Here is a 20,661-nt window from a genome sequence, read left to right as displayed (position 1 = left end):
TAAACGCATGATCCGGGCGACGCAGGTCAGGGGGCAGCACCGCTTCACGGAAGCACCCGTGGATACGGTGGTGCTTGATTTCGACGATCGGCACCGTCGCCGCATGGCCATGACGGGGACGCGGGGGCTCGAATTCCTGCTCGACCTGGAGCATGCCGTCGCGCTGCGCGGCGGCGATGCGCTGGTGCTGGAGGACGGCCGGCTGGTGGAGGTGGTGGCGGCGCCCGAACCGCTGCTGGAGATCCGCGGCCACGATCCGCACCATCTCATCCGCGTCGGCTGGCACCTCGGCAACCGCCACCTGCCGACGCAGATCATGGCCAAGGCCTTGCGTATCCGCCGCGACCACGTCATCGAAGCCATGGTGAAGGGTCTCGGCGCCCGCGTGATCGAGATCGAGGCGCCGTTCGATCCCGAAGGCGGCGCCTATGCCGACGCCGGTCACGCGCATGGTCACGACGCCCATGCGCATCACGATCACGGCCACCATCATCACGAACGTGACCATGATGATCATGGTCACGATCATCACCATCACCACGACGAGCATTGCGACCACCGCGACCATCACCACGGCCACAAGCATGCTCATGACCACAAATGAGCCGGTCGGCGCCGCTGACCTCGCCGAGCGCGAGGCGGCGGCGCTGTACCGGTTGATGACCTGGTTGTCGCCGGCGTTTCCTGTCGGTGGTTTCTCCTACTCCAGCGGCATCGAATGGGCCGTCGAGGCCGGCGACATCACCGATACCGCGACGCTGGCCGACTGGCTCGACACTATGCTCGGCGACGGCTCCGGCCTTTGCGATGCGACGTTCCTGGTCCATGCCTATCGCGCCGCGGAAGCCGACGAGAGCACCACTTTGAACGATACCGCCGAGCTCGCGGCCGCCTTCGTGCCGTCGCGCGAACGACAGCTGGAAACGACCTCCCAAGGCCGCGCCTTCATCGACATCGCGCGCGCGGCGTGGGATGCCGATGGGCTGGATGTGATGGTCGCGGCATGCCGCGCGCCATTGGTCTATCCGGTCGCCGTCGGCGTGGTCGCCGCGATGCATGGTGTCCCGCTGGCGCCGACGCTGCACGCTTTCCTGCATGCGCTGGTCTCAAACTGGATTTCCGCGGCCAGCCGTCTCATTCCGCTGGGCCAGACCGACAGCCAGCGTGTGCTGGTGACGCTGGAAGCCGCCGTCGCCGCGACCGCCAATCGTGCGCTGAAGGCGACATTGGACGATCTCGGCAGCGCGACTTTCCGCGCCGATCTCGCCAGCCTCCGGCACGAGACACAATATACGCGGCTGTTCAGATCGTGAGCACGTTGCGTCACACTCCGCCAGGACGACGATAGGAAGGAATCAATGGCTACGTCTCACGGCCCCTTACGTGTCGGCGTCGGCGGCCCGGTCGGATCGGGCAAGACCGCGCTGATGGACCTGCTCTGCAAGACCATGCGCGAGCGCTATGACATCGCCGCGATCACCAACGACATCTACACCAAATGGGATGCCGAATACCTCGTGCGTTCGGGTTCGCTGACACCGGATCGGATCGCCGGGGTCGAGACCGGCGGCTGCCCGCACACCGCGATTCGCGAGGACGCCTCGATGAATCTCGCGGCGGTGGCGGACATGCGCGCGAAATTTCCGGGCCTCGATCTCGTGCTGATCGAGTCCGGCGGCGACAATCTCGCTGCCACTTTTTCCCCAGAGCTGGCCGACCTCACCATCTACGTCATCGACGTTGCCGCCGGCGACAAGATTCCGTCCAAGGGCGGCCCGGGCATCACCCGGTCAGACCTTCTTGTCATCAACAAGATCGACCTGGCGCCCCATGTCGGGGCCTCCCTGGAAAAGATGGAGACGGACGCCAAGCGCATGCGCGGCCAGCGTCCCTTCGTCATGACCAACCTGAAGAAGAGCCAGGGGCTCGACCGCATTGTCGAGTTCATCGAGGCCAAAGGTGGCCTGAGGCGGGCAGGCTGACCGACGCGACGACTTGGCGCAGGTGATTTTCGCCGTTGACGGGTGAAGCAGGCCCAGAGCGGCGGAACAAATTTTAGACGCGGAGATTAACTACCTCCGCCTCGGGGCAGCCATTCCGGCCTGACCATCGGCCGGGCGGATTAAGCTTGTCAGCCGACCTACGTTGCGTACTGATGCCTCCTCCTCCATTATCTCCGCCACTGGGGTTCACCCTGTTTCGGCAGATGGCCGTTCGAGCGGCGTTCATATGGTCCACAATTATTGCCGACCTCTTGCTTTCGCCTGAGTAGTCGAAGTGGTCCGGCTGGGTTTCATCATCGGCTTCATCGCTTTGCTCGGAGCCCTGCTCTCCGGGCTTGCGGCCTATCGCGTTCACGATCAGGAGCTGGCGCTGGACCGGATCGCGCTCGCGCGTGCGATCGACGTTCACGCAAGCCTGGTCCAGGACCGCCTCACCGAGCGGGAGTTGCTCGCGCGTGTCGCTTCCGGCTTGTTCCGTGCGCCATCCGTGATCAAGCCGAACATGCTGGAGCCGCTGCGCTCGGCCATCTACGCCTTCAAGACCGATTTCGTGGTGGCCGGCTGGATCGCCCGGCTGAAGCCGAACGAGCTTGCGGCAGCGCAGGCTGCCATTGCCGGCGCCGGCTTCCCCAATCCGCGGATCCGCACGTTTGACGACAAGCCGATCAATCCCGCCGACGTTACTCAGCCGATCGACGTGCTGATGGATCTCGAGCCGCGCAGCAACGAGACCAAGACGCTGCCCGGCCGCAGCTACGATCAGGATCCGGTTTCCAGCGCCATGCTGACGCGTGCGCGCGCCGAGAAGCGGTCGGTTGCCTCGGATCCGATTCCGCTGCTCAGCGGCGACGGGCCGATCGGCGTCATCGTGGCCGCGCCCGTCATTCCCGAGGGGGCAACGGAGCCGGCCGGGTTCGTCACATTTTCCTACGAGCTTGCCTCGCTGATGCTGACCAATGACGACATGTCGTTGTTCTCGGTCGCGCTCAGGGATCCGCGCAAGGACGGCGGCGAGCTCGTCGCCAACGACCAGGGCGTGGTCTCCACGCGCGCGACGGCGGCGGACGGGCTGGCCCCGTCGGCCATGCGCACGGTGAGCTTCGGTGGCCGTGACTGGCAGCTCGCCTACTACGCGAAGACCAATTCGGCGCGTCGCGCCGAGCAGACTGCCATCATCGTGGCGGCGATCGGCTTTGCGATCACCGCGATGGTATGTGGCCTGTTCGGCTATGTCGCCTACAACAACCTGCGGCTCAGCCGGGAAATCCAGGTGCGGATTGGCTTCGAGCGCCGGCTGACCGCTGTCATCGACGAGCTCAATCACCGGGTCAAGAACATCCTGGCGGTGATCCAGTCGATCGTGACGCGCACGCTGCGCCACGGCTCGGACATCGACGTCGCGCGCGAGCTCCTGATCGGCCGCATCCACGCCATGTCGAACGTGGTCTCGCTGCTCAGCGAGAGCCAATGGCAGGGTGTCAAGCTGAAGGGCCTGTTCGAAGCGCGCGCCATCCCGCATGCCGAACGCATCGCCGTCACCGGTCCCGATATCGCTGTCAGCGCGCGCGCGGCGCAGAGCCTGTCTCTGCTGTTCTTCGAGCTCGCCTCGCATTCCGACGAAGGCCTGTCGCTGGTCGGAAAGCATCCGCACATCACCGCCAATTGGACGGTGACCGGCGAGGAGCCCGACGAGATTTTCAATTTCCGCTGGGAGGAGTTCAACACCAGCGAGGCGACGCGCCGTCCCGATTCCGATTTCGGCCTGATCCTGCTCGACCGCGTGGCGCCCGAGGCGCTCGGCGGCACCGCCAAGCGCTACTTCACCGACGTCTCCTACGTCTACGAGCTGACGGCGCCGATGGAGACGGTGGTCGACATGTCCGAGCGCGATCGTACCGAGAAGTTTTCGCAGCCGGTGCGGTAGAGCGGCACTTCAGTCCTTCGGCCGCAACACCAGGTCGACCAGATTGCGCGCGTAGGCCGGCGTGACCGGCGCGATGCCAAAGACGTAGCGGTAGAACAGGCCGCCGTAGATCGCGTCGTAGAGATCCTCAGGCAGCCCCTGGGCCAGGATGCTGCCGTCCTTCTGGCCTGCTGCGATCATCTCCAGCAGCGCGTCGCGGCGGAATTGCAGATAGCGGGCGTAGAACAGCTCGGCGGAGCCGGTCTTCGAAATGCATTCGGAGATCACGGCAAGCTGCACCTTGCCGAACTCGCCCTGGAGTGCCTCGGCATAGGCCGCGGCGTGGCGGCGTGCACGCGCCGCAGGCGTGCCGGAGCTTTCCGGGGGCAGCGGCAGCATCTGTGCGGCGTGGTGGAGAAAGGCGTCGATCAAAAGCGCCTCCCGGGATGGCCACCATTTGTAGATCGTCATCTTGGACACGTCGGAGTTGCGCGCGACTGCGTCGATGGTGGTGGCGGCAAGGCCGGTCGCAGCCATCAGCGCATACGCGCTTTCGAGAATGGCGTTGGCGGTCTCGATCGACCGCGGCCGGCCGCGCCGGGGCGGCGCGCCGTCAGATCCTTCACCCTCGTTTCTCGCCATGATCTGGCCCGGTCTCCTCGCGCAACCTGCGCTCGATTCGCATAGCGCAGCCTCGGCGGCGAACCTAGGAGAATCGAAATGGGCTCCCCACTAGGCCTGCTGCCGCAGGGCGGCGGGCAGGTCCTGCCACTTCGACCAGGCGATGTAATAGGCGACCGCGGTCATCGCGGCGAAGCCGGCGAGGCTCACCACGACCTGCATCCCCACCAGATTGGGCCCCGTGATCAGGATCAGATGACCGGCAAAGGACAGGAAGACGCCGACGCAGAACACGGCGAGCCATTCCTCGCCGCATCTGATGACCGCCTGAAGCGGCTTCAATTGCAGGCCGGGATGACCGGCCGGAATGAGATGGGTCGCGACGAAGGCGAACGCGAGGAAGTGAAGCACGCGATAAGGCGCAAGGTTTTCCTTTTCCGTCGGTGCGATGCCGTCGAGGAGCAAGTTCGGCAGATAAGCGGAGAGCGCCGGTGAGTGGCGCATCAAGGTGACGGCCATCGCCAAAACGAGATAGGTCCCGGCGAGGATCCGCAACCAGGGCATGCTGCGCAACGTCCGTCCGGGTGCGCCTGTCACGGCGAACCAGCCGCCCAGCACCATCAGCATCTGCCAGCAGAGCGGATTGAAGGTCCACTCCTGATCCGGGTACACCCGGAAATTCCAATCGAACCAGCGTGCGGCAAGGTACAGCGCAACCGATGCCGCGAGCGTCACATTCGGCCGCCGCAACAGGCCCCACAGCACAAGCGGAAAGAAGGCCATCAGCGGGATCATCAATTGCAGGAGGTCGAGGTTCAGCGGCTCCTCCTGGAGCACGAGGCCGCGGATCAGGATGCGCAGCGGGTGCTCGAGAATCCCCGAGATGTTGTATTCGTGGATGAATTCCGGTGCCATCGATTGCGAGGCGACATAGGCGATGGTGTCGATATAGATGACGAACAGGACGACGTAGGCGGCGTAGAGCCGCCAGACACGTCGAAAGATGCGCGTCGCCGCGACGACGTAGCCGCGCTCCAGCGCCATCCGGCCGTGGATGATGGCGACGCCATAGCCCACCACGAACACGAACAAATCCGCGGCGCCGCTGAAGCCGAAATTTCGCAGCGTCAGCAGGTTGACGACGTTGTTCGGGATGTGGTCGACGAAAACCGACCAATTGGCGATGCCGAGTGTCAAATACAGCCTGGCGTCGGGTTGGAATGCGGCGAGGTTCGCCTTGACGGACGGTTTCATTGCGAAAAGACTTTTGGAATCAGGGGCGCCGCTTTTAGCGGCAACCGCCTGCCCATCCGAGTAGCGTTTGCGTGATGGCGGGGGACATCCGTGCCGGATGGCGCAAAATTGCGCTGCGCCTTCCTGCCGAACTCCGCCAGATCAGCTGGCAGCAGTTGCGGCGAAATTTTCTAACCCACGCTCGTCGTCACTCGGCGGGTTCGGCCGATGCCTCGTCGGGAACGCCAGCGCGGCTCGCCATGATTCCGAGTGCGACGCCACCGATCGCCAAGATCGGCAACAGCCGCTTGATTCCGATGGCGCGGACGATCTGGAGTCCCGTGGCGAGCAGCATGGGGTCCGCGAGCATGCTCTGCGCCGCCGACTTCGCGGCACGCTCGGCCGCGATCTGGGCTTGCTTGCGCAACTGCCGCTTATAGGCCCAATAGCTCACTGCTGCGGCCAAGGTAAGCAGAAAGAAAACGCCGGCACCCGCGAGGCAGGCTTGCACCGGACCATATTTCTCCAGCACCAAGATGAAGGCCGCGGCGCAGAGGAAGCACGTGGTGATGAAGAGCGCGAATGCCGCGCCTGCGGCAAGGGAGGTCAGTCGCACAGTGGTCCCGGTGGATGCACTGATCCCGTCGATGATGCGCTGAAACATGGCCTTGCTCCTCAAATCCCCACAAGCCGAGCCGCCACACGCCGGCATCGGCGGCGCGGCAGCGTCGCCGTCTCAAGATCCATTCCGCAAACCTACCGGCGCCAGGCGACGCCGATCAGGAAGCCGATGCCGAGGGCGAGCCCGACGGTCGCGAGCGGCCGCTGCGTGATGGCCTCTTCCAGCGTCTCCTCGATCGAGCCGTAGGCGTCTTGCGCAGCCTCCATCATCGCGCTGCCGCGCTCGGACATGTCGTCCATCGCGGAATCCACGTTCTCGCGCGCCTGGCGATAGCCGCGGCGAGCCTGCTTGCTGCTGGAATTGGCGAAGGTATTGAGCGCGTCGGTGATTTGTTCAGTGAGGGCGGCGATATCGCTTTTCACGGCTGCTACATCCTTCTCGAGGCGTTCTCTGGTGGCGTTGTCGGTCCAGTCTTTCATCCCGGCTTCGGCATTGGTCGTGGACATCGGGAGCTCCAAACTGTTGACGGCTGAGATAGCCGGAGAACGTTTCGTCGTCGGGGAAGTTCCGTTTGCGGAAACCGCCTCAGGCCTGCGGCAGCTGCGGCGAATCCGCCGGCAACAGATGCTCCTTGAGGATCAGGCCGACAATCAGGAGCGGCGACGACAGGAACGCGCCCATCGGGCCCCACATCCAGGTCCAGAACGCGAGCGCGAGCAGGACCGCAAGCGCGTTCAGGGCCAGCCGCCGGCCGATGATGGTCGGCGTGATGAAGTGCCCTTCCAGGAAGGTGAGGCCGCCGAAGGCGAGCGCCGCCATGAGGGCACCGCTGATCGTCGGGAAGGCGACCAGCCCAACGACGACCAGCACGGCGAACATCGCGACTGGCCCGATGATCGGGATGAAATTGAGCGTTGCCGCCAGCGCGCCGAGCCCGGCTGGATTGGGCATGCCGGTGAGCGCGCAGATCAGGCCGGTGGCGACGCCGACGCCGACATTGATAAGAGTGACGGTCAGCAGGTAGTTGCCGAGATGGACCTCGATCTCGTTGAGAATACGCAGCGTGCGCAGCCGCGCGTCGTGATCGCTGAAGGTCATGATCATGGCCCGGCGCAGGTCGCGCCAGCTTGCGATGAACAGAATGAGGGTGACGAAGAACAGCAGAAATTCAGTAAAGGTCGGTGACAGGAATTCCAGCGTCGGTTGCACCCACTCGACCTTCGGCATCTGGAAGCTCGGGAACGCCTCCGAGCCGCCGACCATGCCTTGCAGCTCGCGCCACAGCGCCAGCGGCCGGTCGAACACGTGCAGCTTGTCCCTCAATTGCGCGCCGAGCTCCGGCAGGCGCGTGCTCCACTCCATAATCGGTGAGGCGATCAGCGCCAGGGCGAAGGCAACCACCGCGGTCCCAGCGACCACGATCAGGACGGCGGCGAGCGCGCGTGGCACCTTGCATCGCTCCAGGAAGCTCGCCGCCGGCGACAGCATGGTGCCGATCACGAAGGCCATTACCACGGGCAGGAAGAACGCTCTTCCGACATAGAGTACGGTGACGACCGCAATCAGCAGCAGGCCTGCGAGCGCGAAAGCGACGAACTCGGTGCGGCGGATGACCGGCGGCAGCTCGCTATGGCTGTCGGGAAGCGGTTCACCTTCGCTTTTGCCGGGAAGCAGACGTTCGCTGGGAAGGACGCGCACAATATCTCTCCCGCACGGAAACCGCGATCCGCGCGCCCATTTACGGGATGAGAACGCGCGATCGCGGTAGCAGTTCCATCGCGCCTTCGTGAAGAAACGCTCGCTTGACTGTGACGTCGCGGCCGCGCTCCGCGCCGGAACTTAGATCGGTCCGATGGCGTTGCTTGGCTGGCGCATCACCCGGATGCACACATCCAATGGGGCAGCACATGACAAGCTTCTCTCTCGTCCGCCGCTTCTCGCCGCGTGCCGTCACTGCGTTTGCCTTCGCGACCGTTCTGTTCACCGTGCCCTTTGGCAGCGCGAGTGCGCAAACCCTCGGCTTTGCGCCGATCCGGCCGCAGTCGTATCCGCAGGATCAGAGCTATTCACAGGGCTATGGAAGCGAGGCGCCGCAAGCCGCCGACGAAGATGCCCAGCTGCCCGACCGGCTGCGCAGGCAGATCGTCAGCTTCGACAGGAGCGAGCCGGCCGGCACCATCGTCATCGATACCAACAACACCTATCTCTACTACGTGCTCGGCAATGGCCGCGCCATTCGTTATGGCGTTGGCGTCGGCCGCGAAGGCTTTACCTGGTCGGGCGTGCAGAGCGTCAGCCGTAAGGCGGAGTGGCCGGACTGGCATCCGCCGGCCGAAATGATCGCGCGCCAGCCCTATCTCCCGCGTTTCGTCGCGGGCGGTCCGGGTAACCCGCTCGGAGCCCGCGCGATGTATCTCGGCTCGAGCGAATACCGCATCCACGGCACCAACGATCCCAGCACCATCGGCAAGTTCGTCTCGTCCGGCTGCATCCGCATGACCAACGAGGACGTCATCGATCTCTTTAACCGCGTCAGTGTCGGCGCCAAGGTCGTGGTGCTGCCGAAGAACGCGCCTCTGATGGCGAAAGGCGGCGGCGATTCCGTGCGCAAGCGTCCTGCGGTGACCGCGTTGCCTTCGGGGCGACAGGCGCTGAACATCACGACGTCGGCCCTGAATTAGGATTGAGCGAGGTCAGATGTGTAAATGCTCGATTGGCAAGCTGACTGGCGGTGCGGCGGCCGTGTTCACAATCATCTCTCTCGGCCTCGCACTGACGCCGCCGGCGCATGCGGAGGACTTTTTCTCGGCGTTGTTCGGTGCGTTCGGCGCGCGGCCTCCGCAGATCCGGACGCCGTTCCCGAACGATGACATGCCGCGATACGACGTGCCGCGCCAGCGAGCCGCCTATGGCGGCGGCACCGCCTATTGCGTGCGCGGATGCGACGGCCGCTATTTTCCGGCGCAAGGAACGGATGCCGAAAGCAAGGCGAAGTCCTGCAAGAGCTTCTGCCCGGCGTCCGAAACCTCGCTGGTCTACGGCAGCAATATCGACGAGGCCACGACGGAGAACGGAAAGTCCTATTCCGATCTGCCGAACGCCTTCCGTTACCGCAACGAGATCGTCGTGGGCTGCACTTGCAACGGCAAGGATCCGGCTGGCCTCGCCCAGGTCAAGATCGAGGATGATCCCACCTTGCGCAAGGGCGACATCGTCGCCGGGGCCAACGGTCTCGTGGTTGCCAACCGCAATGCCAACGACCGCCGCGGCGTCGCGATGAATTTCTCGCCACTGCCGGAATCGGTGCGCGCCAGATTCCGTCAGGTGCCGGTGGTGGCGAAGGAGTAGGGGAGCCGTTGAGTGAGCGGCGCCGCTGGCGCCTCAATCTCCGCCGTCGAGCGGTGGCATCGGCAATCGCACGTCGCTCGGCGCGAGCGCACAGATATCTGAGAGCGAAAGGTGAAACCTCGGGCCGCGACCCGATTGTAGAGCTACGTAATCCCTTAGAATTTGCAGTGGGTTGCGGCAATGGAACCAGAGCGAGAGACTGGCGTTAAGTCCTCATTGGAAATTTGCCTGAAGGGGGGTCCTCACGATGCTGGTCGGCGTACTCGTCACCTTTCTCGTCGTTATTCTCGTCCTTTATCTCATCAACATGCTTCCGATGGACGGTCGCGCCAAACAGATCGCGCGCGTGATCGTCATCATCATCGGTATCGTGTCGCTCTTGAAATATCTTGCGGTGTTTTAGCGGGCCTCCGAATATTCCAACAAAAAAGCCCCGGCTTGGGCCGGGGCTTCTTTCGTGCTGCCTCAATGCAGCGACTTGAGCCAGTCGTCGACGTCTGACGAACTTGGTCCTTGGCCTTGCCATAGCGTTCCTGGAGCCGGCCCTCGAGCTGCTCGCGGCGTCCCTCGATCGAGCTGAGGTCGTCGTCAGTGAGCTTGCCCCATTTCTCCTTGGCCGATCCCTTGAACTGCTTCCAGTTTCCTTCGATGCGATTCCAGTCCATGACCATCTCCATCGCGTTGATGGCCCTACAACGCAAGCAGCGCGCAGCCGTTCCGCTGCGCGCCGGGACGGTTTCGCCCTTCGAACCGAGCTATTTAACCCGCTGCCTTCGCCTCGCGGCGGCGCGCGGTGAGGATGTACTCGGTGTAACCGTTCGGCTGCTCGCGGCCCTTGAAGATGAGGTCGCAGGCTGCCTTGAAGGCGACGCCGTCGAAGGCGGGCGCCATCGGCTTGTAGATCGGATCGCCTGCGTTCTGCTTGTCGACGACGACGGCCATGCGCTTCAAGGATTCCATCACCTGCGCTTCGGTGATGACGCCCTGGTGCAGCCAATTGGCGAGATGCTGGCTGGAAATGCGTAAAGTGGCGCGGTCTTCCATCAGGCCGACATCGTGGATGTCGGGCACCTTCGAGCAGCCGACGCCCTGGTCGATCCAGCGCACCACATAGCCCAAAATACCTTGGCAATTGTTGTCGATCTCCTGCTTGACGTCGTCAGGCGCCCAGTTCGACTTCGACACCGGGATGGTGAGGATGTCCGACAGTTTTGCGCGCGGGCCGCCCTTGGCCAGTTCCTCTTGGCGCGCGATGACGTTGACTTGGTGATAGTGCAGCGCGTGCAGCGTCGCCGCCGTCGGCGAGGGCACCCAGGCGGTGGTGGCCCCGGCCTGCGGGTGGCTAAGCTTCTGCGCCAGCATGTCCGCCATCTTGTCGGGCGCGGCCCACATGCCCTTGCCGATCTGGGCATGTCCGGGCAGGCCGTCGATCAGGCCCATGTCGACGTTCCAGTCCTCATAAGCCTTGATCCAGGCCTGCGCCTTCATCTCGTTCTTGCGGATCATCGGGCCCGCTTCCATGGAGGTGTGGATCTCGTCGCCGGTACGATCGAGGAAGCCGGTGTTGATGAACATGATGCGCTTGGACGCGCGCTGGATGCAGGCCTTGAGGTTGACGGTGGTGCGCCGCTCCTCGTCCATGATGCCGACCTTGAGCGTGTTCTCGGGCAGGCCCAGCATCTTCTCGACACGGTCGAAAATCTCGCAGGTCAGCGACACCTCGTCGGGGCCGTGCATCTTCGGCTTGACGATATAGGCCGAGCCGGTGCGGCTGTTCCTGACCTTGGAATTGCCCTTGAGGTCGTGAATGGCGAGCAGGCCCGATACGGCGGCATCGAGCAGGCCCTCCGGAATCTCCTCGCCCTTCTCGTCCAGCACCGCGTCGGTGAACATGTGGTGACCGCAATTGCGCATCAGGAGCAGGCTGCGGCCGTGCAGCTTGAGCTCGCCCTTGCCATCGGGCGTCCTGTAGCTGCGGTCCGCGTTGAGCGAGCGCGTCAGCGTCTTGCCGCCCTTCTCGAAATCGGCCGACAGCGTGCCGTTCATCAGGCCGAGCGTGTTGCGGTAGACCAGCACCTTGTCCTCGGCGTCGACCGCGGCGACGGAGTCCTCCATGTCGAGGATGGTGGAGACCGCGGCCTCCATGATCATGTCGGCGACGCCGGCCGGATCGTCTTTCCCGATCGCGCTGCTGCGGTCGATCTTGACCTCGACGTGCAGGCCGTTGTTGACGAGCAGCACGGCGGACGGTGCGGCCGCATCGCCCTGGAAGCCTGCGAACTGCGCCGCGTTCTTCAGCGCGGTGGCGTTGCCGCTCTTCAGTTTCACCGCGAGCTGGCCCGCGACGACGCTATAGGCCGTGACGTCGGTGTGGCTGCCGGTCGCGAGCGGCACGGCGGTATCGAGGAACGCCTTGGCCTTGGCGATCACCTTGTCGCCGCGCGCCTTGTTGTAGCCTTTGCCGCTCTCGGACGGATCATGCGGAATCGCGTCGGTGCCATAGAAGGCATCATAGAGCGAGCCCCAGCGCGCATTCGCAGCGTTCAGCGCATAGCGCGCATTGGTGAGCGGCACGACGAGCTGCGGACCGCAGATCTTGCCGATCTCCTCGTCGACATTGGCGGTCTCGACCTTCTGCGTCGCCGGCTCTGGAACGAGATAGCCGATCTCCTTCAGGAAGGCGGTATAGGCATTGAGGTCGAACGCCTTGCCCTTGTTGGCCCGGTGCCAGTCGTCGATCTTGGCCTGCAACGTGTCGCGGAACGCGAGCAACGACCGGTTTTTCGGCCCCAGCTCCTTGATGATGCCGGCAAGCCCGGCCCAGAACGCATCCGGCGCGATCCCTGTTTTCGGGGCCGCTTCCTTGGCGATGAAATCGAACAGGACGGGAGCGATCTTCAATCCGTGGGCATCGACGCGTTTCATGATGGGCTTTCTGTTGGAAATGGCTGTTTTTGGCTGCTTTTCACCCGTCAGCAGCAAAATGCGCCCATAGGGGCAGCTTTCGGGGGCCTATTAGCCCCAAAATCAAGGCCGTGAGAAGACCCCCGGGCCTTTGTCAAATGTCAAGGTGAGTTGGGCTCAGCGCACCGCTGTCATTCCCCGCGAAAGCGGGGAACGCCGCGGCTTCTCCGTATCCAGCGCTGTCTCTGGAAGGCTGGGTCGCCCGGTCGAGCCGGGCGACGACAGCATTCAAATATTCGCGGCGAGGTCCACGACTTCGTCGAACAGCACGCCGGTGGTCTTCAGCATCTCTTCGATCGCATCTGCCGCTTCGGCGACCGTCCGCGTCGATGTATCGATCACAAGCTCGGCCCCCTGCGGCGCCTCGTAGTCGTTGCCAATGCCGGTGAACGAGGCCAGCGTGCCGGCGCGGGCCTTCTTGTAGTGACCCTTGGGGTCGCGCTCCTCGCACACTTCAGCCGGCGTTGCGACATGGATCTCGCGGAACGCGGTGTCGGCGATCCGGCGCGCGGTGGCGCGATCCTCGCGCGCCGGTGAGATCGCCGCGACGATTGCGATATGGCCGTTGCGGGCGAGGTGGGTGGCGACTTCCGCAAGGCGGCGGATGTTCTCGCTGCGATCAGCGGCGGAGAAGCCGAGATCGCTGTTGAGCCCGGCGCGCAGCGTGTCGCCGTCGAGCAGGACCGGCGAGCCGCCATTGCTGAACAGGCGCCGCTCCAGCGCTTTCGCCAGGGTCGATTTGCCGGAGGCGGGCAGGCCGGTGAGCCAGACCACGGCGCCGTTGTGGCGGTAGCGCGCGGAGCGCTCGTCCGAGCGCAGCGCCGATTCCACCGGCACGATGTCGACCGGCATGGCGCGCTGGCCGGCGTCGACCGACAGCACTAGGCCGCCGCCGGCGATGCGCCCGGAAACCTCGATCACGAGCCGGCCGGTGCGCGGATTCTCGGTAGAGGGATCCGTTGCGATCGGATTCGAAAGCGAAATGTCGATCTCGCCGACGTGGTTGCGGCCGATCGCCTTGTTCTCGACACTCGACAATTCGCCGGGATCGACCGCCTTTTCGATCGCGACCACGGTGGCGCGGCTTTCCTTCGGCCCGCAGCGGACCAGGAGCTGGTCGCCCTTGGCGAGCGGCTTGTCGTGCAGCCAGAAGATGCGCGCGCGCAGCCGCCGCGTCTCGCGCGGTGCGCTGCCTGCATGCGCGATGATGTCGCCGCGCTCGAGGAACAATTCGCGGTCGAGCGTGATGCCGACCGAGCGGCCGGCGCCCTGCCGGCCCGCGACCGGCGTCACCGGCCAACTCTCGACAGTCTTGATCTTTGCGATCTTGCCGGCCGGCATGATCACGATCTCGTCGCCCGCAATGAGGGTGCCGGATTCGATCCGGCCCGCGACGATGCGGCGGTCATCGAACTTGTAGATCGCCTGCACCGGCAGGCGCAGCGCCAGCGCTTCCAGCGGCCGCGCCGGTTCAAGCCCGTCGAGCGCCTCGACCACCGTCGGGCCCTTGTACCAGCCGATCCGGTCGGTGCGCATCGCAACGCCGTCGCCGTCGCGGGCGGAAATCGGGATCACCGCCGTCGGCGTCACGCCGAGGCCGCTCAGATGTGCCGAGATCTCGTCGCTGATGTCCTTGAAGCGCTCGGCGGAGAAGTCGACGCGGTCCATCTTGTTGACGACGATCGCGACCTGCTTCACGCCCAAGAGATGCAGCAGATAGCCGTGGCGCCGGGTCTGGTCGCGCACGCCTTCGAGCGCGTCGATGATCAGCACCGCGCCGTCGGCCTGCGAGGCGCCGGTAATCATGTTGCGCAGGAATTCGGCGTGGCCGGGTGCGTCGATCAGCACGATATCGCGCGAATTGGTGCGGAAGCGGATCTGCGTGGTGTCGATGGTGATGCCCTGATCGCGCTCGGTCTGGAGCGCATCGAGCAGAAACGACCATTCAAACGGCATGCCGCGCCGCGCGCTGACGGCTTTCAGCATTTCGAGCTTGCCCTCGGGCAGGCTGCCGGTCTCGTGCAGGAGGCGGCCGACCAGCGTCGACTTGCCGTGGTCGACATGGCCGACGATGACGATGCGCACTTGCGGACGCGTGGTGCCGTTCGGAGTGGCCGGCGAAGCCGTGGTGACGATCATGTTCATGCGACGCTCGCGTCCTTGGGAATCAGAGATAGCCGGCGACGCGCAGGCGCTCGAAAGCGTCCTCGGTCTCGTGGTCGAGCGCGCGTCCCGCGCGCTCCGGCACCTTGGTCTGTTCGAGCTCGATCAGGATCTCGTCGATACTCGAGGCGGTCGAAGCGACCGGATTGGTGATGTCCTGATCGCCCAGCGAGCGATAGCGCTTGCCGTCCTTGGCGAGATACAGCGGGATGATCGGGATGTTCTCGCGCTTGGTGTAGGCCCAGATGTCGGCCTCGGTCCAATGCAGGATCGGGTGGATGCGCAAATGCGCGCCTTGCGGCGGCGAGGCATTGAAATGATCCCAGAACTCCGGTGGCTGGTCGCGCACGTCCCAATTGCCTTCCAATCCGCGCGGCGAGAACACGCGCTCCTTGGCGCGCGTCGCCTCCTCGTCGCGGCGAATGCCGGCGATCAGGCCGTCAAAGCCGTACTTTGCGAGCGCCATCTTGAGGCCTTCGGTCTTGCGCGCGGCGGAGCGTGCGGCCGGCGGCAGCGTCGGGTCGACGGCGTCGATCGGCGGGCAGGGCTCGACGCGCAAATCGAGATCCCACTCCTTCCCGTAGTGATCGCGGAAGCGATACATCTCGGGAAACTTCTTGCCGGTGTCGACATGAAGGGCGGGGAACGGCATTTTGCCGAAGAACGCTTTCCGCGCCAGCCAGATCATGACATTGGAATCCTTGCCGAGCGACCACAGCAGGGCGATCTTCTTCAGACGGGCGAAGGCCTCGCGGAAGATGTAGACGCTCTGCGCCTCGAGTTGGTCGAGATGATCCATGCTTGGGGCAAGCTCGGCAGAAAATTCTTGCGCGCGCACGCGCTCGGCCAGCGCCGGATTGCTCAGTCGATCAGCAGCGGAATCGTCCTTGAGAAGATGCATCTCTGCCACTTTGCGTTTGGAGGCGAAAATTCTATAGTCGCACTGCCGAAGAGAAGAAAAAAATTTCTCTTTGCGCGCTCGAAACGAGACATATATAGAAAATAATTCCAGTCAACCCCGTTTGTGGGGAAGCGAGTATCGCATGCGGTTCTTGCCGGTGTTTCTCGATCTCAAGGCCGGTCCGGTGGTCCTCATCGGCGCGGGCGAGCTTTTGCGCGCCAAGCTGCGCGTGCTCGCCGCTGCCGGCGCGCGCATCCGCGTGCATGCGATCGACGGCGATCGTGATCTGAGCCTCAGCTCCGAGGAGGCAGCGCGTGTCGAAATCATGTCCGGCGATCCGCTTACTGCCGATCTCTCAGGCATCATCGCGATCGTCTGCGCAGGCGCGGGTGATGTTGGTGTGGCGATGTCGGTTCGCGCCAAGGCGCTGGGTTTGCCTGTCAACGTGATGGACGATCTCGAACATTCCAGCTTCATTTTCCCCGCGATCGTCGATCGCGGGGATGTCGTGGTCGCGGTTGGCACCGGCGGTACCTCGCCGGTGGTGGCGCGGCGCCTGCGCGAGAAGATCGAGGCGCTGCTGCCCGCCCGCATCGGCGAGCTCGCCGAATTCATCGGCGGCTTCCGCAAATCCATCAACGAGCGCATCGCTGAATTTCCGCTGCGCCGCCGCTTCTGGGAGCGTGTCATTGACGGGCCGATCGGCGCCGCCGTGCTCGCCGGCCGCAAGGCCGAGGCGGACGCTGCGCTAAAGGCTATCGCCGATCCCGCCGCCTTCGCGCGTGCCGACAAGCCGGAAGGCTCGGTCGCGCTGGTCGGGGCAGGCCCCGGCGATCCCGATCTTCTCACCATCAAGGCGCTGCGCGCGCTGCAGGACGCCGACATCGTCTTCCACGACGAGCTGGTCTCGCCTGAAGTTCTCGACCGCATCCGCCGCGATACCACGCGTGTTGCCGTCGGCCGCCGTGTCGGCAAGCCCGGCATCGGCCAGGACGCCATCAACAAGCGCATGATCGAGGCCGCGCAATCCGGTCAGCGCGTGGTGCGACTGAAGGGCGGCGATCCCTTCGTGTTCGGCCGTGGCGGCGAAGAGATCGAAGCCCTGCGCGCCGCCGGCGTCGCCTATTCGATCATTCCCGGTATCACCGCAGGTCTCGGCGGTGCCGCCGATTTCGAGGTGCCGCTCACCTACCGTCATGAAGCAACCCGCATCACCTTTCTCACCGCGCACAAGGCGCGCGACGCGGAAGTCGTGGACTGGTCGACGCTGACCGACGCCAAGATGACTGTTGTGGTCTACATGGGCGCGACCGCCGCGCCCGCCATACGCGCCGGCCTCTTCGCCGCCGGCCGTTCGCCGGAAACTCCGGTCGGCGTGTTCGCCCGCGTCACGCGCCCCGATGCGCAAGGCGTGATCGGCACGCTGCGCGATCTGCCCGAGCTCGTGCGGCGGACCAATGGCGGTCCTGCCATTCTCATCATCGGCGAGGTGGTCCGGCATGCCGGCTCGCTTGGCCGCCAAACTCCCAAGAAAACCCCAAAGCAAATCATCTCTGACCTCCTGGATGCAGCCGAATGACCTCCCCGCTTGAACAGAAGAAGATCAAAATCGCTGGCCCCTCGGTCGTGACCGCCAACCGCACCTGGGATGGCATCGTGGTTTACCGCACCGCCGCCAAGAGCTGGTCCGCGGACCTCTCGGAAGCCGCGATCGTACGCAACTCCGACGAGGCGAAGGCGTTGCTTGCGGAGTCCGTTGCCGATGACGTCGGCGCGATCGGTCCCTATATCGCGCCCGTGCAGGTCGGTGCGGACGGCAAGGTCCAGCCCGGCAATCTGCGCGAACAGATCCGCCGCTCCGGCGTCACCATCGGACAGCCCGCCCAGGTTTAAGGCGCTCTCTTATGTATGCTTACGACGAAATCGATCGCACGCTCGTCAATGAGCGCGTCTCGGAGTTCCGCGACCAGGTGAAGCGCCGCCTGTCCGGCGAGCTCACTGAGGACGAGTTCAAGATCCTGCGGCTCCAGAACGGCGTCTACCTGCAACTGCACGCCTACATGTTCCGGGTCGCGATTCCCTACGGCACGCTGGCGACGAACCAGCTGCGGGCACTCGCCCATGTCGCGCGCAAATACGATCGCGGCTACGGCCATTTCACCACGCGGCAGAACATCCAGTTCAACTGGATCAAGCTCGCCGAGCTGCCGGATGCGCTGGCTGACCTCGCCAAGGTCGGCATCCATGCGATGCAGACTTCCGGCAACAACATGCGCAACGTCACCTCGGACCAGTGGGCCGGCGTCGCGCCCGGTGAGATCGAGGATCCCCGTATCTGGTCGGAGCTGATCCGCCAGCACACCACGCTGCATCCGGAATTCTCGTTCCTGCCGCGCAAGTTCAAGATCGCGATCACCGCGTCCGACCACGACCGCGCCGCGATCAAGATTCACGACATCGGCCTGAGGCTGATCAAGAACGAGAAGGGCGAGACCGGCTTCGAGGTTCTGGTCGGCGGTGGCCTCGGCCGCACGCCGTTCATCGCCAAGACCATCAAGCACTTCGTGCATGGCCGCGACATCCTCAGCTACATCGAGGCGATCCTACGCGTCTACAACCAGTACGGCCGCCGCGACAACATCTACAAGGCGCGCATCAAGATCCTGGTGCACGAGCTCGGCATCGAAAAGTTCTCTCGCGAGGTCGAGGACGAGTGGCAGCACATCCGCAACCCCTCGCTCCAGATCGACGACGAGGTGATCGAGGACATCCGCTCGCGCTTCACCTACCCGGCTTACGAGAAGCTGCCGCACATGCCTGACGAGCTGCGCCAGGCCGCGGCCGATCCGGATTTCGAGGCGTGGCGCAAGAATTCGGTGGCCCCGCACAAGGTGCAGGGTTACTCCATCGTCACGATCTCGCTGAAGCCGACCGGTGGGCCTCCGGGTGATGCCACCGCCGAGCAGATGGACGCGCTGGCCGACCTCGTCGACAAATATTCCTTCGGCGAGATCCGTGTCGGCCACGAGCAGAACCTTGCGCTGCCGCACGTTGCCAAGCGCGACCTGCCGGCGCTCTGGAAGGCGCTCGACAAGCTCGGGCTTGCGACGCCCAACGTCAATCTGATCACCGACATCATCGCCTGCCCGGGCCTCGACTATTGCTCGCTGGCGAATGCGCGCTCGATCCCGATCGCGCAGGAGCTGACGCGCCGGTTTGCCAATCACGAGCTCGCCAACCTGATCGGCCGTCTCCACATCAACATCTCCGGCTGCATCAATGCCTGCGGCCATCACCATGTCGGCCACATCGGCATTCTCGGCGTCGAGAAGAATGGAGAGGAGGTCTACCAGATCACCATCGGCGGCCGCGCCGACGAGAACGCAGCGCTCGGCACCCTGATCGGCCCCGGCGTGAAGTTCGACGAGGTCGCCGACGTCGTCGAGGACATCGTGGAAGCTTATCTGGCGCTGCGCGAACGGCCCGAAGAGCTGTTCATGGACACGGTGAGACGCCTCGGCGTCGAACCCTTCAAGGAGCGCGTCTATGCCACTCGTTAACGGCGGAAAGATCGTCGACGACGGCTTCGCCAAGCTCGCCGTCGATACCCCGCTGCCCGAGAGCGGCGACATTCTGGTGCCGGCCGAACGTTTTCTCGGTGAAGCGGAAGGCTTGCTCAAGCGCGCCGGCAAGGTCGGCGTGATCTGGCCGAACAATCGCGACGTCGCCGAACTCGTGCCCTATCTCAGCAAGGTCGCCACGGTCGCGCTGGTGTTTCCGACTTTCCGTGACGGACGCGCCTACAGCCAGGCCCGGTTGCTGCGCGAGCGCTACAATTACCGCGGCGAATTGCGCGCCACCGGCCAGGTGCTGCGCGATCAGTTCGTGTTCATGCTGCGCGCCGGCTTCGATGCCTTCGAGGTCAAGAAGCAGGCCGACGCGGAAGCGTTCATGCAGACCGCCAAGCGCTATTCGGTGTTCTACCAGCCGACCGGCGACGGCCGCATCACGGCCCTGCACCGGCGCATGCAGTTGCGCCATTCCGAAGGTGTCGGCACGTGAACGCGATCGCGCCTCAGGTTTCATCCATCTCTGCGCTGCCCCCGGCGGACGAGCTCGATCGGAGCTTGCGCGATGCCTCGCCCGCAGAGGTCATCGCTGCGGCGCTGAAGGCGGTCGGACGCAACAAGCTCGCCCTGGTATCGTCCTTCGGTACGGAATCGGCGACGCTGCTGAAAGTGATGGCGGACGTCGATCCGGCGATCCCGGTGATCTTTCTCGACACCGGCTGGTTGTTCGAGGAGACGCTCGCCTATCGCGACACCTTGATCGCGACGCTGGGCCTGAAGGACGTCCGTTCGGTCCAGCCCGCCGAGGAGACGCTGTTGCGCGAGGATCCCGACCGCGACCTCTGGTTCTCCGATCCCGACGCGTGCTGCCGCATCCGTAAAGTCGAGCCGCTGGCGCGTGCGCTGAAGCCGTTCGATGCCTGGCTCAACGGCCGCAAGCGTTTCCAGGGCAATGCCAGGGCCGACATTCCGGTCGTCGAGAACGATGGCGCCCGATTGAAGTTCAATCCCTTTGCCAATGTCTCGCGCGAGGAACTCGAGGCCATGTTCGTCCGCGCCAAATTGCCGCGTCACCCTCTCGTCGCCTCCGGTTTCCTGTCGGTCGGGTGTATGCCTTGCACCAGCAGAACGGCCGAGGGCGAGGATGTACGCGCCGGCCGCTGGCGCGGCCGGGCCAAGACAGAATGCGGCATTCACACGATGAAGACTTCGTAGCACGGTTACGCTGCCACGCCACGAACAAGAAAATCCGGTTCCGTTGACTTAAGAGCGTTTCGACCCGAGTTATGCCTGCACGCCTTCGCTGACATCGACGTCGCCGAAGTGAATGGAGA

The 20,661-nt window shown here is 64.4% G+C and carries 20 protein-coding genes and 1 pseudogene; 12 read left to right on the top strand and 9 right to left on the bottom strand.

All coding sequences use genetic code 11. The features are described from left to right. Positions 1 to 7 precede the first annotated feature (7 nt). The 4 genes from IVA91_RS19440 to IVA91_RS19425 all read left to right on the top strand — a co-directional run bounded on the left by IVA91_RS19440 (position 8) and on the right by IVA91_RS19425 (position 3,927). Positions 8 to 604: an urease accessory protein UreE gene (locus tag IVA91_RS19440; protein ID WP_247277818.1), complete on the top strand. Its 597-nt coding sequence runs from the start codon at positions 8 to 10 to the stop codon at positions 602 to 604. Continuing rightward, positions 585 to 1,313 (top strand): urease accessory protein UreF, encoded by a 729-nt coding sequence (locus IVA91_RS19435; protein ID WP_247277936.1) that lies wholly within the window; start codon positions 585 to 587, stop codon positions 1,311 to 1,313. Before IVA91_RS19440 ends, IVA91_RS19435 begins: the two co-directional genes overlap by 20 nt. Positions 1,314 to 1,358: 45 nt before the next feature. Then, positions 1,359 to 1,982, top strand: coding sequence for an urease accessory protein UreG (ureG, locus tag IVA91_RS19430; RefSeq protein WP_247277817.1), 624 nt, complete (start codon positions 1,359 to 1,361; stop codon positions 1,980 to 1,982). Positions 1,983 to 2,277: 295 nt separating this feature from the next. After that, on the top strand, positions 2,278 to 3,927 hold the full coding sequence (locus IVA91_RS19425) for an HWE histidine kinase domain-containing protein (RefSeq protein ID WP_247277816.1): 1,650 nt from the start codon (positions 2,278 to 2,280) through the stop codon (positions 3,925 to 3,927). Positions 3,928 to 3,936: 9 nt separating this feature from the next. Here the strand turns inward: IVA91_RS19425 and IVA91_RS19420 are convergent, their stop codons facing one another. The 5 genes from IVA91_RS19420 to IVA91_RS19400 all read right to left on the bottom strand — a co-directional run bounded on the left by IVA91_RS19420 (position 3,937) and on the right by IVA91_RS19400 (position 8,080). Continuing rightward, positions 3,937 to 4,548 (bottom strand): TetR/AcrR family transcriptional regulator, encoded by a 612-nt coding sequence (locus tag IVA91_RS19420; protein ID WP_247277815.1) that lies wholly within the window; start codon positions 4,546 to 4,548, stop codon positions 3,937 to 3,939. A 90-nt stretch (positions 4,549 to 4,638) separates the two neighbouring features. Further along, on the bottom strand, positions 4,639 to 5,781 hold the full coding sequence (locus IVA91_RS19415; protein WP_247277814.1) for an OpgC domain-containing protein: 1,143 nt from the start codon (positions 5,779 to 5,781) through the stop codon (positions 4,639 to 4,641). Positions 5,782 to 5,968: 187 nt separating this feature from the next. Then, entirely contained in the window at positions 5,969 to 6,424 is a 456-nt protein-coding gene (locus IVA91_RS19410; protein WP_247277813.1) for a hypothetical protein, read from the bottom strand. A gap of 92 nt (positions 6,425 to 6,516) precedes the next feature. Beyond that, complete coding sequence (locus tag IVA91_RS19405) at positions 6,517 to 6,888, bottom strand: DUF883 family protein (protein ID WP_247277812.1); 372 nt, start codon at positions 6,886 to 6,888, stop codon at positions 6,517 to 6,519. Between the two features lie 79 nt (positions 6,889 to 6,967). Next, positions 6,968 to 8,080: an AI-2E family transporter gene (locus IVA91_RS19400; RefSeq protein WP_247277811.1), complete on the bottom strand. Its 1,113-nt coding sequence runs from the start codon at positions 8,078 to 8,080 to the stop codon at positions 6,968 to 6,970. Between the two features lie 209 nt (positions 8,081 to 8,289). Between IVA91_RS19400 and IVA91_RS19395 the strand changes: the two genes are divergently transcribed. The 3 genes from IVA91_RS19395 to IVA91_RS19385 all read left to right on the top strand — a co-directional run bounded on the left by IVA91_RS19395 (position 8,290) and on the right by IVA91_RS19385 (position 10,133). Continuing rightward, on the top strand, positions 8,290 to 9,063 hold the full coding sequence (locus IVA91_RS19395) for a L,D-transpeptidase (protein ID WP_247277810.1): 774 nt from the start codon (positions 8,290 to 8,292) through the stop codon (positions 9,061 to 9,063). A gap of 16 nt (positions 9,064 to 9,079) precedes the next feature. After that, positions 9,080 to 9,730, top strand: coding sequence for a DUF2865 domain-containing protein (locus tag IVA91_RS19390; RefSeq protein WP_247277809.1), 651 nt, complete (start codon positions 9,080 to 9,082; stop codon positions 9,728 to 9,730). Between the two features lie 247 nt (positions 9,731 to 9,977). Continuing rightward, positions 9,978 to 10,133 carry a Thivi_2564 family membrane protein gene (locus IVA91_RS19385; RefSeq protein WP_008546817.1) on the top strand — a complete coding sequence of 52 codons (156 nt, stop codon included), beginning with the start codon at positions 9,978 to 9,980 and terminating at the stop codon, positions 10,131 to 10,133. A gap of 62 nt (positions 10,134 to 10,195) precedes the next feature. On the opposite strand, the pseudogene IVA91_RS19380 reads toward IVA91_RS19385, so the two are convergent. The 4 genes and pseudogenes from IVA91_RS19380 to cysD all read right to left on the bottom strand — a co-directional run bounded on the left by IVA91_RS19380 (position 10,196) and on the right by cysD (position 15,656). Next, positions 10,196 to 10,395 (bottom strand): annotated as a pseudogene (locus IVA91_RS19380) (CsbD family protein). A 94-nt stretch (positions 10,396 to 10,489) separates the two neighbouring features. Next, positions 10,490 to 12,655: a malate synthase G gene (locus IVA91_RS19375; protein ID WP_247277807.1), complete on the bottom strand. Its 2,166-nt coding sequence runs from the start codon at positions 12,653 to 12,655 to the stop codon at positions 10,490 to 10,492. 267 nt (positions 12,656 to 12,922) lie between these two features. Then, positions 12,923 to 14,839 carry an adenylyl-sulfate kinase gene (gene cysC, locus IVA91_RS19370; RefSeq protein WP_247277806.1) on the bottom strand — a complete coding sequence of 639 codons (1,917 nt, stop codon included), beginning with the start codon at positions 14,837 to 14,839 and terminating at the stop codon, positions 12,923 to 12,925. A 22-nt stretch (positions 14,840 to 14,861) separates the two neighbouring features. Then, positions 14,862 to 15,656 (bottom strand): sulfate adenylyltransferase subunit CysD, encoded by a 795-nt coding sequence (gene cysD, locus IVA91_RS19365; protein WP_247277935.1) that lies wholly within the window; start codon positions 15,654 to 15,656, stop codon positions 14,862 to 14,864. 244 nt (positions 15,657 to 15,900) lie between these two features. Here cysD and cysG point away from each other — a divergent pair, with 244 nt between their 5' ends. From cysG to IVA91_RS19340, 5 genes are read left to right on the top strand one after another with little or no spacing between them, the layout of a single operon-like run. Further along, positions 15,901 to 17,337: a siroheme synthase CysG gene (gene cysG, locus IVA91_RS19360; RefSeq protein ID WP_247277805.1), complete on the top strand. Its 1,437-nt coding sequence runs from the start codon at positions 15,901 to 15,903 to the stop codon at positions 17,335 to 17,337. Continuing rightward, positions 17,334 to 17,651, top strand: coding sequence for a DUF2849 domain-containing protein (locus tag IVA91_RS19355; RefSeq protein ID WP_247277804.1), 318 nt, complete (start codon positions 17,334 to 17,336; stop codon positions 17,649 to 17,651). Before cysG ends, IVA91_RS19355 begins: the two co-directional genes overlap by 4 nt. An 11-nt stretch (positions 17,652 to 17,662) precedes the next feature. Further along, entirely contained in the window at positions 17,663 to 19,318 is a 1,656-nt protein-coding gene (locus IVA91_RS19350) for a nitrite/sulfite reductase (RefSeq protein WP_247277803.1), read from the top strand. Next, a complete protein-coding gene (locus tag IVA91_RS19345) occupies positions 19,305 to 19,820 on the top strand; it encodes a DUF934 domain-containing protein (protein ID WP_247277802.1) in 516 nt (171 codons plus the stop codon). Before IVA91_RS19350 ends, IVA91_RS19345 begins: the two co-directional genes overlap by 14 nt. Further along, on the top strand, positions 19,817 to 20,542 hold the full coding sequence (locus tag IVA91_RS19340) for a phosphoadenylyl-sulfate reductase (RefSeq protein ID WP_247277801.1): 726 nt from the start codon (positions 19,817 to 19,819) through the stop codon (positions 20,540 to 20,542). Before IVA91_RS19345 ends, IVA91_RS19340 begins: the two co-directional genes overlap by 4 nt. Positions 20,543 to 20,661 lie beyond the last annotated feature (119 nt).

Origin of the sequence: Bradyrhizobium sp. 153 (assembly GCF_023073835.1) — a bacterium.
Lineage (GTDB): Bacteria > Pseudomonadota > Alphaproteobacteria > Rhizobiales > Xanthobacteraceae > Bradyrhizobium.
The sequence above is the reverse complement of the archived record's forward strand: the minus strand, read 5'-3'. Positions and strand labels throughout refer to the sequence as shown.